This is a genomic window from Pseudorhodoferax sp. LjRoot39 (assembly GCF_964253035.1).
Lineage (GTDB): Bacteria > Pseudomonadota > Gammaproteobacteria > Burkholderiales > Burkholderiaceae_C > Pseudorhodoferax.
This window is the reverse complement of the sequence record NZ_CAXUQL020000001.1, coordinates 4,662,431-4,673,280: the sequence shown is the minus strand read 5'-3', so window position 1 is coordinate 4,673,280 and position 10,850 is coordinate 4,662,431. Positions and strand designations below refer to the sequence as shown.

17 protein-coding genes are annotated in these 10,850 nt (G+C 67.2%); 2 read left to right on the top strand and 15 right to left on the bottom strand.

Translation table 11 applies throughout. The annotated features are described in order from the left end of the window. Position 1: 1 nt before the first annotated feature. From ACSQ4M_RS21805 to ACSQ4M_RS21795, 3 genes are read right to left on the bottom strand one after another with little or no spacing between them, the layout of a single operon-like run. Positions 2–1,000 carry a major capsid protein gene (locus ACSQ4M_RS21805; RefSeq protein ID WP_436191511.1) on the bottom strand — a complete coding sequence of 333 codons (999 nt, stop codon included), beginning with the start codon at positions 998–1,000 and terminating at the stop codon, positions 2–4. Between the two features lie 7 nt (positions 1,001–1,007). Further along, complete coding sequence (locus ACSQ4M_RS21800) at positions 1,008–1,466, bottom strand: hypothetical protein (RefSeq protein ID WP_436191510.1); 459 nt, start codon at positions 1,464–1,466, stop codon at positions 1,008–1,010. A gap of 3 nt (positions 1,467–1,469) precedes the next feature. Continuing rightward, entirely contained in the window at positions 1,470–2,762 is a 1,293-nt protein-coding gene (locus ACSQ4M_RS21795; protein ID WP_436191509.1) for a hypothetical protein, read from the bottom strand. Positions 2,763–2,798: 36 nt separating this feature from the next. On the opposite strand from ACSQ4M_RS21795, the gene ACSQ4M_RS21790 reads away from it, so the two are divergent. Further along, complete coding sequence (locus ACSQ4M_RS21790) at positions 2,799–2,969, top strand: hypothetical protein (protein WP_436191508.1); 171 nt, start codon at positions 2,799–2,801, stop codon at positions 2,967–2,969. Here ACSQ4M_RS21790 and ACSQ4M_RS21785 read toward each other — a convergent pair. From ACSQ4M_RS21785 to ACSQ4M_RS21775, 3 genes are read right to left on the bottom strand one after another with little or no spacing between them, the layout of a single operon-like run. Then, positions 2,966–3,886, bottom strand: a complete 921-nt coding sequence (locus ACSQ4M_RS21785) for a phage minor head protein (RefSeq protein ID WP_436191507.1) — start codon at positions 3,884–3,886, stop codon at positions 2,966–2,968. The genes ACSQ4M_RS21790 and ACSQ4M_RS21785 overlap by 4 nt on opposite strands. Next, positions 3,883–4,125, bottom strand: a complete 243-nt coding sequence (locus tag ACSQ4M_RS21780) for a hypothetical protein (RefSeq protein WP_436191506.1) — start codon at positions 4,123–4,125, stop codon at positions 3,883–3,885. The genes ACSQ4M_RS21785 and ACSQ4M_RS21780 overlap by 4 nt, the downstream gene beginning before the upstream one ends. After that, positions 4,122–5,522, bottom strand: a complete 1,401-nt coding sequence (locus ACSQ4M_RS21775; RefSeq protein WP_436191505.1) for an anti-CBASS protein Acb1 family protein — start codon at positions 5,520–5,522, stop codon at positions 4,122–4,124. The genes ACSQ4M_RS21780 and ACSQ4M_RS21775 overlap by 4 nt, the downstream gene beginning before the upstream one ends. 194 nt (positions 5,523–5,716) lie before the next feature. On the opposite strand from ACSQ4M_RS21775, the gene ACSQ4M_RS21770 reads away from it, so the two are divergent. Further along, positions 5,717–6,217, top strand: a complete 501-nt coding sequence (locus ACSQ4M_RS21770; RefSeq protein WP_436191504.1) for a DUF4145 domain-containing protein — start codon at positions 5,717–5,719, stop codon at positions 6,215–6,217. Here the strand turns inward: ACSQ4M_RS21770 and terL are convergent. From terL to ACSQ4M_RS21725, 9 genes are read right to left on the bottom strand one after another with little or no spacing between them, the layout of a single operon-like run. Further along, a complete protein-coding gene (terL, locus tag ACSQ4M_RS21765) occupies positions 6,214–7,632 on the bottom strand; it encodes a phage terminase large subunit (protein WP_436191503.1) in 1,419 nt (472 codons plus the stop codon). The two genes, ACSQ4M_RS21770 and terL, sit on opposite strands and share 4 nt — an antisense overlap. Further along, on the bottom strand, positions 7,629–8,096 hold the full coding sequence (locus tag ACSQ4M_RS21760; protein ID WP_436191502.1) for a DUF2280 domain-containing protein: 468 nt from the start codon (positions 8,094–8,096) through the stop codon (positions 7,629–7,631). The genes terL and ACSQ4M_RS21760 overlap by 4 nt, the downstream gene beginning before the upstream one ends. Before the next feature lie 18 nt (positions 8,097–8,114). Next, on the bottom strand, positions 8,115–8,771 hold the full coding sequence (locus tag ACSQ4M_RS21755; RefSeq protein WP_436191501.1) for a putative metallopeptidase: 657 nt from the start codon (positions 8,769–8,771) through the stop codon (positions 8,115–8,117). Beyond that, complete coding sequence (locus tag ACSQ4M_RS21750) at positions 8,755–9,156, bottom strand: hypothetical protein (RefSeq protein ID WP_436191500.1); 402 nt, start codon at positions 9,154–9,156, stop codon at positions 8,755–8,757. Before ACSQ4M_RS21750 ends, ACSQ4M_RS21755 begins: the two co-directional genes overlap by 17 nt. Continuing rightward, entirely contained in the window at positions 9,153–9,314 is a 162-nt protein-coding gene (locus ACSQ4M_RS21745; RefSeq protein ID WP_436191499.1) for a hypothetical protein, read from the bottom strand. The genes ACSQ4M_RS21750 and ACSQ4M_RS21745 overlap by 4 nt, the downstream gene beginning before the upstream one ends. After that, complete coding sequence (locus ACSQ4M_RS21740; protein ID WP_436191498.1) at positions 9,311–9,835, bottom strand: nuclease domain-containing protein; 525 nt, start codon at positions 9,833–9,835, stop codon at positions 9,311–9,313. Before ACSQ4M_RS21740 ends, ACSQ4M_RS21745 begins: the two co-directional genes overlap by 4 nt. Beyond that, positions 9,835–10,287, bottom strand: coding sequence for a hypothetical protein (locus tag ACSQ4M_RS21735; protein WP_436191497.1), 453 nt, complete (start codon positions 10,285–10,287; stop codon positions 9,835–9,837). The genes ACSQ4M_RS21740 and ACSQ4M_RS21735 overlap by 1 nt, the downstream gene beginning before the upstream one ends. Beyond that, positions 10,284–10,466: a hypothetical protein gene (locus ACSQ4M_RS21730; RefSeq protein WP_436191496.1), complete on the bottom strand. Its 183-nt coding sequence runs from the start codon at positions 10,464–10,466 to the stop codon at positions 10,284–10,286. Before ACSQ4M_RS21730 ends, ACSQ4M_RS21735 begins: the two co-directional genes overlap by 4 nt. Then, positions 10,463–10,822, bottom strand: a complete 360-nt coding sequence (locus ACSQ4M_RS21725) for a hypothetical protein (protein ID WP_436191495.1) — start codon at positions 10,820–10,822, stop codon at positions 10,463–10,465. Before ACSQ4M_RS21725 ends, ACSQ4M_RS21730 begins: the two co-directional genes overlap by 4 nt. Between the last annotated feature and the right edge of the window lie 28 nt (positions 10,823–10,850).

Sequence of the window (10,850 nt, the reverse complement as noted above, 5' to 3'; positions counted from 1 at the left end):
CTCAGGCCTTGGTGCCGTGGATGAAGGCCGACTGGCCGGCGTAGTCGCTGCGGAACTGCGGCGCAGCTGCAGCGATCACGCCGAATACGTAGTCGTCTTCCGGCTCCAGGCGGGTCTTCGGCCGCGTGGCCAGCGGCATGGCGGACAGGATGCCGCCCCACTCGCCCGCGTCCAGGTCCACGATGCCGATGATCTCGTTGATCGGCAGAGAGGACGCGGGAATGATCTCCTTGACCTGGTTGATGGTCTTCAGGCGGGTCAGGATCGTGCCGGGGTAGTTGGCCGCGTAGTCGGTCGTGTCCGCGGCGGTGTAGTCACCCTGGTTCACGAACAGCGTGATCTGGCCGTACTGGTTGTCACCCATGGCCTGGGCGATGGCCGCCTTCACGACCGACAGCCACTGCGCGCCAGTGGCGGCTGCCAGATCGAAGCCGTGCACGAAGGTGTTGCGGGCCGGCAGGTTGCGCAGACCGTAGATGGTGTGGCCGCTGACGTTGATCGACGACAGGCCGTTCAGGACCATGTCTTCCATCTTCTCGGCGATCTTGCGCTGGTTGTTGCCGATGGCCGTGGTGTCCAGCATGCTGCCGCCCTTGCGCATCACCTCCATCTGGCGCCAGCCAAGGCGGGCGTTGGACGTCAGGATCGGAACGGGCGTGCCGGCGTAGTCCAGGGCCGGCGCATCCGCCTTGGCGGCATTGCGGCCGTCCATGGACACCAGCACCTCGCCGCTGTCGCCGATGCGCGGGTAGAAGTTCACCAGGTCGGCAATGCTGACCGGGATGGTGCTCGCCTGCGCCAGGCGGTTGAAGATGGGCAGGCGGCTGCGCGCCAGCAGCTGCGCGCGCGAGTCGATGCGACGCCAGGCGTCGAGCGGGATCGCGAGCGAGTTGCCCTCGATGACGCCGGCCGAGTTGGCGGCCATGGCGGTCATGCGCGCGTTGAAAGCGGAGCGCGCGGCCAGGATCATGTCCTGTTGGAGTTTGCTGAACTTGAGCATGTAGACCTCAGGCCTTGGTGTAGGAATTGGCGATGACGACGTCCGCCAGCTCGCCAGCGCTGACGGTCTTGCCGGCTTGGTCGTAGTGCGCGACGACGATGCCGCCCGAGGCCGCGGCGGTCAGCCGACCAGCAGCGCCGACGGTCAGTTCTTGGCCGTAGGTGTAGGTGCCGGCGGCCAGGGCTGCGGCGAACTCGTCGTCAGGCTTCGGCAGGTAGGCGATGCCCGTTTCGCCCGATGCGTAGGGCGTCATCAGGGGGTCGGTGTTCGTGCCCACACCCTGCGAGCTGTAGAAGTCGCGGTCACCCAGGAGGGCCAGTCGGCCGCCGCTGGCAGACGTCGCCTGCGTCAGCTGCGTGGCGCCGATCAGAACGAAAGTGCCAGGCAACAGCGCGCCGGAGACGGTCTTGTCGGAGATGGTGCGGGGGCGCGGAACGCCGCTGCCGCTGCGGAAAATGCGGTTCATGACTTATGCCTCCAGCTTGTTGAGGTCGTAGCCGGCGAACTCGTCGGCGGCGGCGTTGGCTGCGGGCGTGCCCGGCACGATGGGGGCGGCCTTGGCGTTCGCCTTCAGCTCCTTGCAGCGCTCCAGGCCCATGGCCTTGAAGTCCTCGGGCTTCAGCGACGTGTTCACCGCGAGCTCGGTGGCCAGCGCGGTCAGCTCGGCGTCCTTGGCAGCGTTCGCGGCCAGCTCCAGTTCGGCGAGCTTGCTGTTGGCGGCAGTCAGCGCGTCCTGGCCAGGCTTCGTGACCAGGGAGTTGTAGGCGGTCAGCAGCTGGGCATCGTCCAGGCTCGCCGTGTTGATGCCTGCTGCATTCAGCGCGGCGAGAATTTTGTCTTTCACTGGATCGTCCCTTTGCGAGTTGGTAACGGGTTGGTACTCGACCTTTCGAGTGACCTCGACGGGGTCAGAAATAAATGCTACGGAGCCGTCAGAACCGACTGCATAGTCCTGGCGGAACAGCTTGTCGTTGGCGTAGTCGGCCCAGACCACGTAGCGCTGGAACACCTCCCGCGGGTAGGCCTCCTTGGGCAGCAGCGCGCGGATGCCGTCGACGATCTGATCGAACGAGACGTCGCCACCGTTGGTGACGAGCTTGCGGATCCAGCCCATCAGGCCGGCGTGCCGTTTGTCCTCGGGTTCTGCGGCGTTGAGTGCGGCGGCCTCGACCTCCTCGGCCTGGCCGGCGCTGTTGAGGAACATGCCGACACCCTCCTCCGGAGTGCCCGCGCCGATCTCGTCAACGAGGATGGCCAGATGGTCGTAGCGCAGATTGCTGGCCACCGTGTCGTAGGCCTTGCCATTGCTCTCGCCGTTGGCCTTGATCTCGTCGAGCATCAGTCCGGTGGACACGTGCACGGGCTCGACGTTGGTGCCAGCGATTGCGGCGTCCAGGCGCGCGACCAGCTGCAGACCCTTGGGATGAGCGCGAGCCTGGCTCTCGTTGACGACCACGTCCACCAGCGTGCGGCCGGCGGCGTGCCGCGCGTTGCGCGCGTAGCTGCCGATCCACGCCGATGCCAGCGCCTCGCCGTTGAGCGCGCTGATGTGCTGGCCCGCCGCGTTCTTGGGGTGGCCGGCCGGCGCCGGCTTGCCCTCCAACGTGGCGAAGCCTGCAGCCAGCTGGTCGGCGGGGTACAGCCGGCGGTTCATGACGATGCCATCCACGGCGCAGCAAACGTCGCGGATCGTGTATGTCGAGCCGTCCTTGCTGATGTTCGCAGCGTTGACGGCCGAGAGGATGTGGACGCGTTTGCTCATGCAAAGGCATGCTAGGGAGGCCGCTACACTGCCCGGATGAGCCCGCCGCAGCCGCCGATTGAGATACCCGAGCACGACGACACGGCGCTGCGCATCCTGGGCGCGTACGCGGTCAAGGACCGGCGATTCCTCGCGGACCAGGCCGCAGCGGAAGCGTCTGAGAAGGCGAAGCGCGAGGCGGAACAGGCGCCGCCGGACGGCAGCTAGTCCGAATTCGCCTTCTTCCAGGCGGCCAGCTCGTTCGCCATGGTGGCCTTCAGTTTCTTGGTCAGGATGGGATTGCCGGCCGCGTCCAGCAGGCACTCGGTCTGCGCGCAGTGACACCGGAAGCGGTTGCCGTTGACCGAATAGAACTCCTTCACCTGGGCCGTCGTGTAGACCTTGCCGTTGCGCGAGGCGTGCCAGTGCCGCGTGGTCGGCAGCAGGGCCGACGTCCACAGCAGGCCCAGCTTGATGCCCAACTCCGTCTCGGCGTAGTCAGCTTCCGCTTGGCGCGACTCGCGCAGCGTGTTGGTGATGTCGGTCTGCGCGTACTGCGCGGCGCGCGCCCGGCCAACGCCAATGCGCCCCATGATCTCGGTCCGCACGGCCTTGGGGTTCTTGCCGTCGACCACAGCTCGGCCGATGATCTGCGCCAGCTCGGTCTTCTGCGCGGTGGCCAGGCCCGTCCAGTACTCGCTGCTGCGGATCTGCGCCATGCCCAGGCGGGTCTTGTACGGCGTGCTGTAGATGATCTGCTCGAGCGAGCGGCTGGCTGCGTAGCTGGCCGACAGGTTGGAGAGGTTGGCCGCGCTCTGCGCCGCGCCCAGCTGCATGGCCTGCTGGTCGTACGTGCTCCACCACAGGCTGTGCGCAGGGTCACGGCCCGATGCGATCCAGCGCTCGACGGCGGCCATCAGCTCAGACGAGATGGCCTGCATCTGCTCGGGCGTCAGCCCGTACAGCGTGATGTCGCCGACGTCGTTGGCGGCGTAGACCGGGATGCGGGCGAAGATGGCCAGGACGTCGGACTGCAGGAGCCTGAAACGGCTGTTGATCTCGGCGACGGCCTTGCGCAGGATGCCGGCCGTGCCGGTGCGGTCACGCGGCGTGCCCGGGATGGCCGGGTTGCGGACGGGCGTCACGCCCAGAACCGCGCAGGCAGGTCGACGCGCACTGCGCCCGACACCTGCTCTCGAACCACTTCCGTGCGGTCTTCGTTGAGGTGGAGTCTGCCGGCCTGGTCGCGGACGTAGCGCACGATGTAGCCGCGGTCCTCGTCCGCCGTAATCACGAAGGACTGCTCAACGCCATCGAGCAAGACCCTGGAGCCCATGCACCGCGGGCTGTATGCGGGGTGCGACTTGTCGACGCTGATCCTCATGGCGTGCCGCCCTTCTGGGCCTTGGCCTGCCGCTGCGCGGCCGGGTCCGCATCAGGGTCGTCGGCCGGATCCCCCTCCTCCGGCATCCCGTCATCGGTGCGCGGCTCGAACCCGACCATGGCGCGCAGCTCGTTCGCGTCGAACAGCGGCTCGGTCAGCCCGGCCTGGAACGCCTGCTGCATGGCTGCCGTGGCCTTGCCCAGGTTCTCGAGCTTGTCTTTGTCGCTGGGCGCGTTGACCGGCGGCCACTCCACCTCGAAGTCGCCCTTGTCGAAGATGCCGCAGGCCTGCATGCGCCGCACGAACTCCTCGAGCATCGGTGTCAGGTCGTTGGCCTGCCGGCTTGCGCAGCGCGCGCCGAAGTCCGCCTTGTCCTCGTCGCTGGCCAGGCGTCCAGTCTGCTGACCGAACAGCACAGTGAACGGCATGCGCACCGAGGCGGCGAACAGGTTGGCCGAGATGTTGAACTGCGGCTCCAGGTCGGACTGGGTGGTCTGCAGCGTGGTGGCCTCGCCGCCCTGCAGCACGATCGAGGCGTCCTGATTGCGGTTCAAGGCCCGCGTCTGCTCCTCATGCACCTCGCGTACGGACTTGGTCCCGACGCTGCCGTCGGGGTTCTGCGTGGAGATGGCCTGCACGGATGCCGTCGGCTCGTACTGGAACACGATGGTCCGCGCGCTGTTCTTCAGCGCCGACTCGGCGCCGCCGCCGCTCAGCTTCTCAATGTCGACCAGGTTGTTGAAGCCGGCGCGCAGCAGCGGCACGCCGTCGAACATGTCGCCCACGCTGCCCTCGGCCAGGATCTGCACGCGGGTCCAGTGCACGGTCTCCCAGTCGGACGGGGCAGCCTGCGTGTCGAGCTCGCCGAGCGGGCGCGTGCGGTACTGATAGGTCTCGGGCTGGCCGTAGCGCTCCGAGGTCTTGACCTCATCCCACTTCGTCACCTTGATCTGGTCCTCGAAGACCGGCACCAGGTCGACCAGTTTGGTCGCAGTGGCCAGCGGCGCGCTCAGCGGCTGGTTGTCCGCCATGCGGTAGATCAGGGCCGCGTACCGCCCCACCATGTTGCGGCGGTCGAAGTCGCGCAGCTTCTGCCAGCCGTTGATGGCCTTGATGGCCTTGGCGACCTTGGTTTCCCACGCCGTCTCTTTGTCGGCCTTGGGCTGCTTGATGCGGGGGAGCTTCTGCCAGCAGCCGTCCAGCAGGCGGTGCACGGCGCCATGGGCCGCGCCACCGCGGTCATAGGCCTGCTTGAAGTCGGCGAACGTGAGGTCGGACTTGTAGCCGTACTGCTGCCATGCACCCGGACGCTTGGCATCCAGGGCGCCGAACGCTCGGGCGAAGTCCTCGCGGGCGCGTGCGAGTTCGTAGGTGTTGACGGCGAGCTGTTCGGGCATCACCCCATGCTAGGGAGGCAGATCGTTGGCTACCATCCAACTTTTCACCAAAAAAATATATGCCGACTCTTGTCCTGAATTGCCCTCACTGCAGTACTCAAAATTCCGGGTTTGGATTTCGCAGCCAATACGATCTGGAAGGAGGTGGAATTACTTGGGCAGTAACTGCAAGCTGCAACTCTTGCCGGAAGCCAGTGATCGCCGTTATAAGAAGCAGGCACGGCTCCAACATTGATCCATCCAAAACGGAAGGCAACCTGCTGGATAACCCAAGAATGTTCGGGATGCAGACTTGGCCGCGGCCAATCAATGTCGAGGCGCCGGATGCCGTGCCGGAGAAGGTCGCGCGCTCCTACGTCGAGGCAGCAGAGGCGCGAAATCGCAAGTCCTGGAATGCCTCCTGTGGGATGTATAGAAGGACAATGGAGCTAGCGTTGAAGGCTTTTGCGCCTGACGTGGAGGCCTGGAAACTGGAAAAGAGAATTGACAAGCTCGCGGGCGAGAACCGGATTACCAAAGAGATACAGGAATGGGCGCACGAGCTAAGGCTCGATGGGAACGAAGCGCTGCACGGGGATGATGACGCGACCGAAGAAATGACCGAGCAAATGCATCACTTGGCGCATTTCATCCTCGTTTATCTCTATACGTTGCCGGCCCAGATCCAACAAGCCAAGGCCAGGCGCCAAGGCTAGGCGAATATCCCCGCTGGAGTATGCAGCAGCTGGTTGAACCCACGCGCCGCCGCGTCGACTTGGTCGTCATAGGTGCCGTTCGGGAACATGCGGCACTCCTCCTTGAATGGGTCGTTCCAAGCGCCCTTCACGATCAGCACGTTGCCGGCGTTGATCTGACTGGCCAGCGGCGTGGCGCGCGTGACCTTGTCGCCTGATTCCGGGCTGAAGTGCACGCTGTGGCCGGCCAGCAGCTGGGCGAAGGCCAGCACCTGGCTCTTGCCGGCCTGGCCGGGGTCTTGCGGCAGGGACTGCTTCACCCGGCCGCGTCCGTCGTTGTCTGCCGTGGTCTTGATCAGCGTGTCGCGCTTGTTGGTCTCGAACTGCTCGCGCACCATGCCGGCGATGACGTAGCGGCCATCCGCCAGGCGGCCCATGCGCGCGCCGGCCGTGAAATCGCCGCCCGTCGAGGCGCCCAAGTCCCAGCCGCGGCACCACTCGACCACATTGGCCGGCACGGTGTCGACCTCAACCAGCATGTCGGGCTTGATCACCCCGCCCTCGGGCGGCGCGGGCAGCTGGCGGTACTGGCCGGCGAACACGTAGGGCGCGGCCTTCTCCATGCGCCGCAGGTCTTCGGCGCTGTGCTTCTCGGGCCACAGGGGCGTGTTGTCCTCATTCCAGGCCGACAGGCACAGCCGCTCCCAGACCTCGCCGTTGCCGCCGGCCACCGCCGGGCCGCTGCCATCCTTCCCGCGGTCCCCCAGCAGCCAGCCCGCCAAGTCCTTCTCGTGCAGGCGCTGCATGATCACGATGATCGGCGTGTCCGGACTGTTCTTGCGGCTCTCCAGCGTGTTCTGGAACCAGTCGATCACGCCCTGCCGGATGACGTCCGACGTTGCCTCATCGGCCTTGTGGGGGTCGTCGATGACGATGGCCCCGCCGAAGCCCTCGCGGTGCTTGCCGGCGCCGAAGCCCGTGATCGTGCCGCCCGTGCCCGTGGCGTACAGCACGCCGCCCTTGCTGGTCTTCCAGTGGTGCTGCGCGTCGCTGGCCAGCTGCAGCTCGGGGAAGATGCCGCCGAAGGCCTCGTGCTGCACCACGCCGCGCACGGCGGTGCTGTTGTTGACCGCCAGCGCGCCGGAATAGCTGGTGTGGATGAACTCGCAGTCGGGCACGCGGCCCATGCACCAGGCGATGAAGTTGACCACCGCGAGCTCGGTCTTGGAGTACCGGGGCGGGATGTTGATCACCAGGCGCTTGCACTCCCCGCGGTAGACCCGCATGAGCGCGTCGCAGATCAGCTTGTGGTGCCGGGCCCGCCGCCAGGTGTAGCCCTTGCGCTGCAGGAACATCCACCGGCTGAAGAAGTACAGGTCCTGGCGCGCCATTTCCTGGGCGGCCATGGCCTCGGCGGCCGAGAAGTCCCGCTTCACACCTCTGCGGCGATGCGGCGCGCCGCCTCCGCGAACTCCTCGGAGGACAAGTTGGCCTGCTGGATGGGCCCGCCGCCCTTACCGGTCAGCTCGCGCCGGTTGGTCAGCACGCCGCCGCATTCCTTGGCCGCCTGCTCGAGCAGCTGCGCCACCATGGCCGTGTTTCCCCTGGCTTTGGCACGCTCGAACTCACGCTGCAGCGCGCGCAGGCGCACGGCCTGCTGAGCGATCGGGATGGTCGACACGTCGGCCAGGAATGCCTTACGGGTCTGCTCGAACACGTCGCGCAGTTTCCTGGCCATGCCCTTGCACGAGCCCTTCGTAGGGTCGTAGCCGGCCACCTGCTGGCGGGTGATGACGACCCCGAATTGCTCCTTTACCGCTTCGGCCACCTCGGACGGCGTGTCGTAGCAGGCCAGCGCCTGAACGATCGCCAGCTTCATCGGTTCTGTGAGTTTTGCCATGTCTGGGGCCTGTCGGGATTACGCAACACGCAGGAGGCAGGTTCCGCAGGCCTGCGCGATGCGGATCGGGGCGACCTCGGGTGCCTTCTGGGCGGCCCGGATCATCTGGGCGAGGTTGCTGTCGGGCGAGCCCACGCCGTAGCGCCGCACCACGCCCGTGAACTCCTCGACGTCGTGGCCGCGGATCTCGATCTTGGGGTCGCCCTCCTTCGTGAAGCTCGGCGCGCCGAACGGGTCGGCCTTGTGAGACAGGTGGTAGAGCTCGTGCTCGACCAGCGCGCAGAACTCCGCGTCGCTGCAGGTCGAGCAGTAGCGGGCGTCCAGAGTGATTAGGAACTCGGGCACCTCGCCGAACCATTCCCGCATCTGCTGCTCCTGCCGGCCCTTCTGCCAGGCGTCGCAGCGGAATGCCACCTGCTCGGCCTTCCCGATGACCGTACGGCCCTGTCGCTGGAAACCGCTGCTGGCCCACAGGACTTGCAGGTCGCATTCCTCCAGATGCAGGTGGTCGGGGTTGTGGATGCGGCCGTCGTCGGCGATGACCTCGGCCTGAATCCACTCCAGCACCTCAGGCGCCGGGGCGAACGCCGCATGCCTGCTTTCGAGCAGCTCGGCCGGCGGCTGAGGCCGGCCCGGGACCGCCTTGCCCTTAGCGGCCTCACGTTTCATCGTCATCTCCGATCAGGTCGCGCAGCTTGCGGCTCTTGGTGCGCGCGCCGGCCACAGGGCGCGGCGGGCGTTGGCGCTGGCGCCGGTCGGCCTCGCGCTGGTGGTCGGCCGGCGTCCAGCGGACTGGGTACGCCGCGCCGGCCACCCGGGTGACGCCCGATGCTACGGACAGGTGGGCGTAGCAGGCGCTGATCGGCTCCTCGTTCTTGGGCGTGCGCACGCGGATCGGGCGATCAGCCAGCTGGAAGATGGAGGCCGGCGACTTCATCGCGGCAGCCGGAATGGGCAGGCCGTCGGCAGAGACCAGCGCACGGATCACCGGCGCGTCGAACTCGTCGTCGGGGAGGTCGAAGGGCTGGGCGTCGGCGTCGGGTGCGTTTTCCCGGATCATGCGGTGGCTCCCTGTTGTTGTGCGGTGGCAGCGCCGGCCCACTTGATGCGGCGCTGCAGGCGGGCGATGGCGCGCGTGATCACCATGGCCTCGATGTTTCGGCCGGCCTTGCGCAACTCGGTGCGCATGACGCGCAGTTCCTCGACGGCGGCGGTCATGGCGCGGTCTCCAGGTCGATGACGGGTGTGGCATTGAGCATCTGCAGCGCCCACTGCGCGCCGTTGCGGTAGCGCACCGGCTCGGCCGGGCTGGTGGCGATGTGGCGCCAGTAGTCGACCTGGCGCACGTGAGCGGACAGGAAGCGGGCGCGCTTGGTCTCGCGCGGCGCGCCGGACTGGTCCAGCCACTGGTGGCAGGCGATGCAGCCCCAGACGCTGTACTGGTCGGGCCGCTTGGTGCCCATACCCTTGCCCTCGTTCTGGTGGCAGGCAACCGTGGTGCTGTGGTCGTCGCGCAGGCCGTGGCAGCCAGGAACGGCGATCAGCAGGCATGGCCGGCCGTGGGCCATCTCCAGCACCGCAGCGTTGCGGCCGGGCACGTCCTTGGGCGCCGGCAGGAGATCGGCCGGCCCCATGTTGGCGGCGCGGCCGACGGTGTTGGCCAGGGCATGAAGGCGCGCGGCCTTCTCGCGCTCACGGCGGTCAGTGTCCTCGCGTTCGCGGCGTGCGGACCGGAACATCAGGCCCAGCCCTCCACGATCAGATCCAGCAGGCGATCAGCCGTCTCGCGCGGCATGGTGGCCAGGATGTGCTGAAGAACGCCGTCGATGGCCTCGCTGTACCAGGCGTCGAAGTCCTCCTGACCCATCGCCTCGTAGCTGATGGACTTCGGGATCTGGATGATCTCGCCCGTTTTGGGATCGGCCATCAGGTCGAAGTGGCCCGTGACCAGCTTCACGGCGATCAGCGCCTTCTCGACCGTCGGGTAGGTCTCGCTGTTCTCGGCGATCAGCTGCAGCAGGGCCATCAGCTTGCGGTGGTGCCGGCCGTTGCGCGGGCTCGACCACTCGAAGCGCAGCCACTTCCCCGGCTTCATGGTCTCCAGCCGGCGGCGGAACTTGGCCCAGGCGTCTTGGTCGGCCGGCGTGCTGCCGCGGAGGCCGGCCGGGGTCTTGATCAGAACCGCCTTCATTGCATCGCCTCCTTCGCACGCAGCTTCTCGCTGGCGTAGATGTGCAGCCACAGCAGGTGCTGCCACGTGCCCATTTCGTGGCTGCACGCCCGCTCCGGCGTCTCGCCGAGCTTCGCGGCGCGCGTGGCGTCCATCCCGATCGCGCGCTCTTCATATTTGGGATCCAGCAGCTGCTTCATGCGACCACCTCGATCTCCACAGCCCATTCCTTGGGCTCGCCGCGCCGCTGCGCGTACTTCCAGACGATGGACGGGTCAGCGTCGTCCCGACCGAGCCATGCGGCCACGGCGTCGACGGGCGCCTTGAGTGCGCCGCGCAAGTTGTCGTGCTCGTCGAGCGGAACCCAGCGGCCGGTGGCGCCGGGCGGCGAGACGCGGCGCAGCAGCACCGTGACCGGGCCGGCCGGCGCCTTGTGGCGGCGCAGCAGCCAGGTGACGGCGGCGCGCTCGGCCTTGACCCGGCGGGCGCGCGCCATGTGGTGCTCGCGGGCGTTCTGGCCGTTGGTGGTGCGCAAGGGTATGGAGACGGTCAGCATGCCGCCTCCAAGATCAGACCGCGCACGA

Bases quoted from the DNA above. Each gene is read 5' to 3' on its own strand.
- ACSQ4M_RS21805 (WP_436191511.1), bottom strand. From the start codon at position 1,000: ATGCTCAAGTTCAGCAAACTCCAACAGGACATGATCCTGGCCGCGCGC.
- ACSQ4M_RS21800 (WP_436191510.1), bottom strand. From the start codon at position 1,466: ATGAACCGCATTTTCCGCAGCGGCAGCGGCGTTCCGCGCCCCCGCACC.
- ACSQ4M_RS21795 (WP_436191509.1), bottom strand. From the start codon at position 2,762: ATGAGCAAACGCGTCCACATCCTCTCGGCCGTCAACGCTGCGAACATC.
- ACSQ4M_RS21790 (WP_436191508.1), top strand. From the start codon at position 2,799: ATGAGCCCGCCGCAGCCGCCGATTGAGATACCCGAGCACGACGACACG.
- ACSQ4M_RS21780 (WP_436191506.1), bottom strand. From the start codon at position 4,125: ATGAGGATCAGCGTCGACAAGTCGCACCCCGCATACAGCCCGCGGTGC.
- ACSQ4M_RS21775 (WP_436191505.1), bottom strand. From the start codon at position 5,522: ATGCCCGAACAGCTCGCCGTCAACACCTACGAACTCGCACGCGCCCGC.
- ACSQ4M_RS21760 (WP_436191502.1), bottom strand. From the start codon at position 8,096: ATGGCAAAACTCACAGAACCGATGAAGCTGGCGATCGTTCAGGCGCTG.
- ACSQ4M_RS21755 (WP_436191501.1), bottom strand. From the start codon at position 8,771: ATGACGATGAAACGTGAGGCCGCTAAGGGCAAGGCGGTCCCGGGCCGG.
- ACSQ4M_RS21750 (WP_436191500.1), bottom strand. From the start codon at position 9,156: ATGATCCGGGAAAACGCACCCGACGCCGACGCCCAGCCCTTCGACCTC.
- ACSQ4M_RS21745 (WP_436191499.1), bottom strand. From the start codon at position 9,314: ATGACCGCCGCCGTCGAGGAACTGCGCGTCATGCGCACCGAGTTGCGC.
- ACSQ4M_RS21740 (WP_436191498.1), bottom strand. From the start codon at position 9,835: ATGTTCCGGTCCGCACGCCGCGAACGCGAGGACACTGACCGCCGTGAG.
- ACSQ4M_RS21735 (WP_436191497.1), bottom strand. From the start codon at position 10,287: ATGAAGGCGGTTCTGATCAAGACCCCGGCCGGCCTCCGCGGCAGCACG.
- ACSQ4M_RS21730 (WP_436191496.1), bottom strand. From the start codon at position 10,466: ATGAAGCAGCTGCTGGATCCCAAATATGAAGAGCGCGCGATCGGGATG.
- ACSQ4M_RS21725 (WP_436191495.1), bottom strand. From the start codon at position 10,822: ATGCTGACCGTCTCCATACCCTTGCGCACCACCAACGGCCAGAACGCC.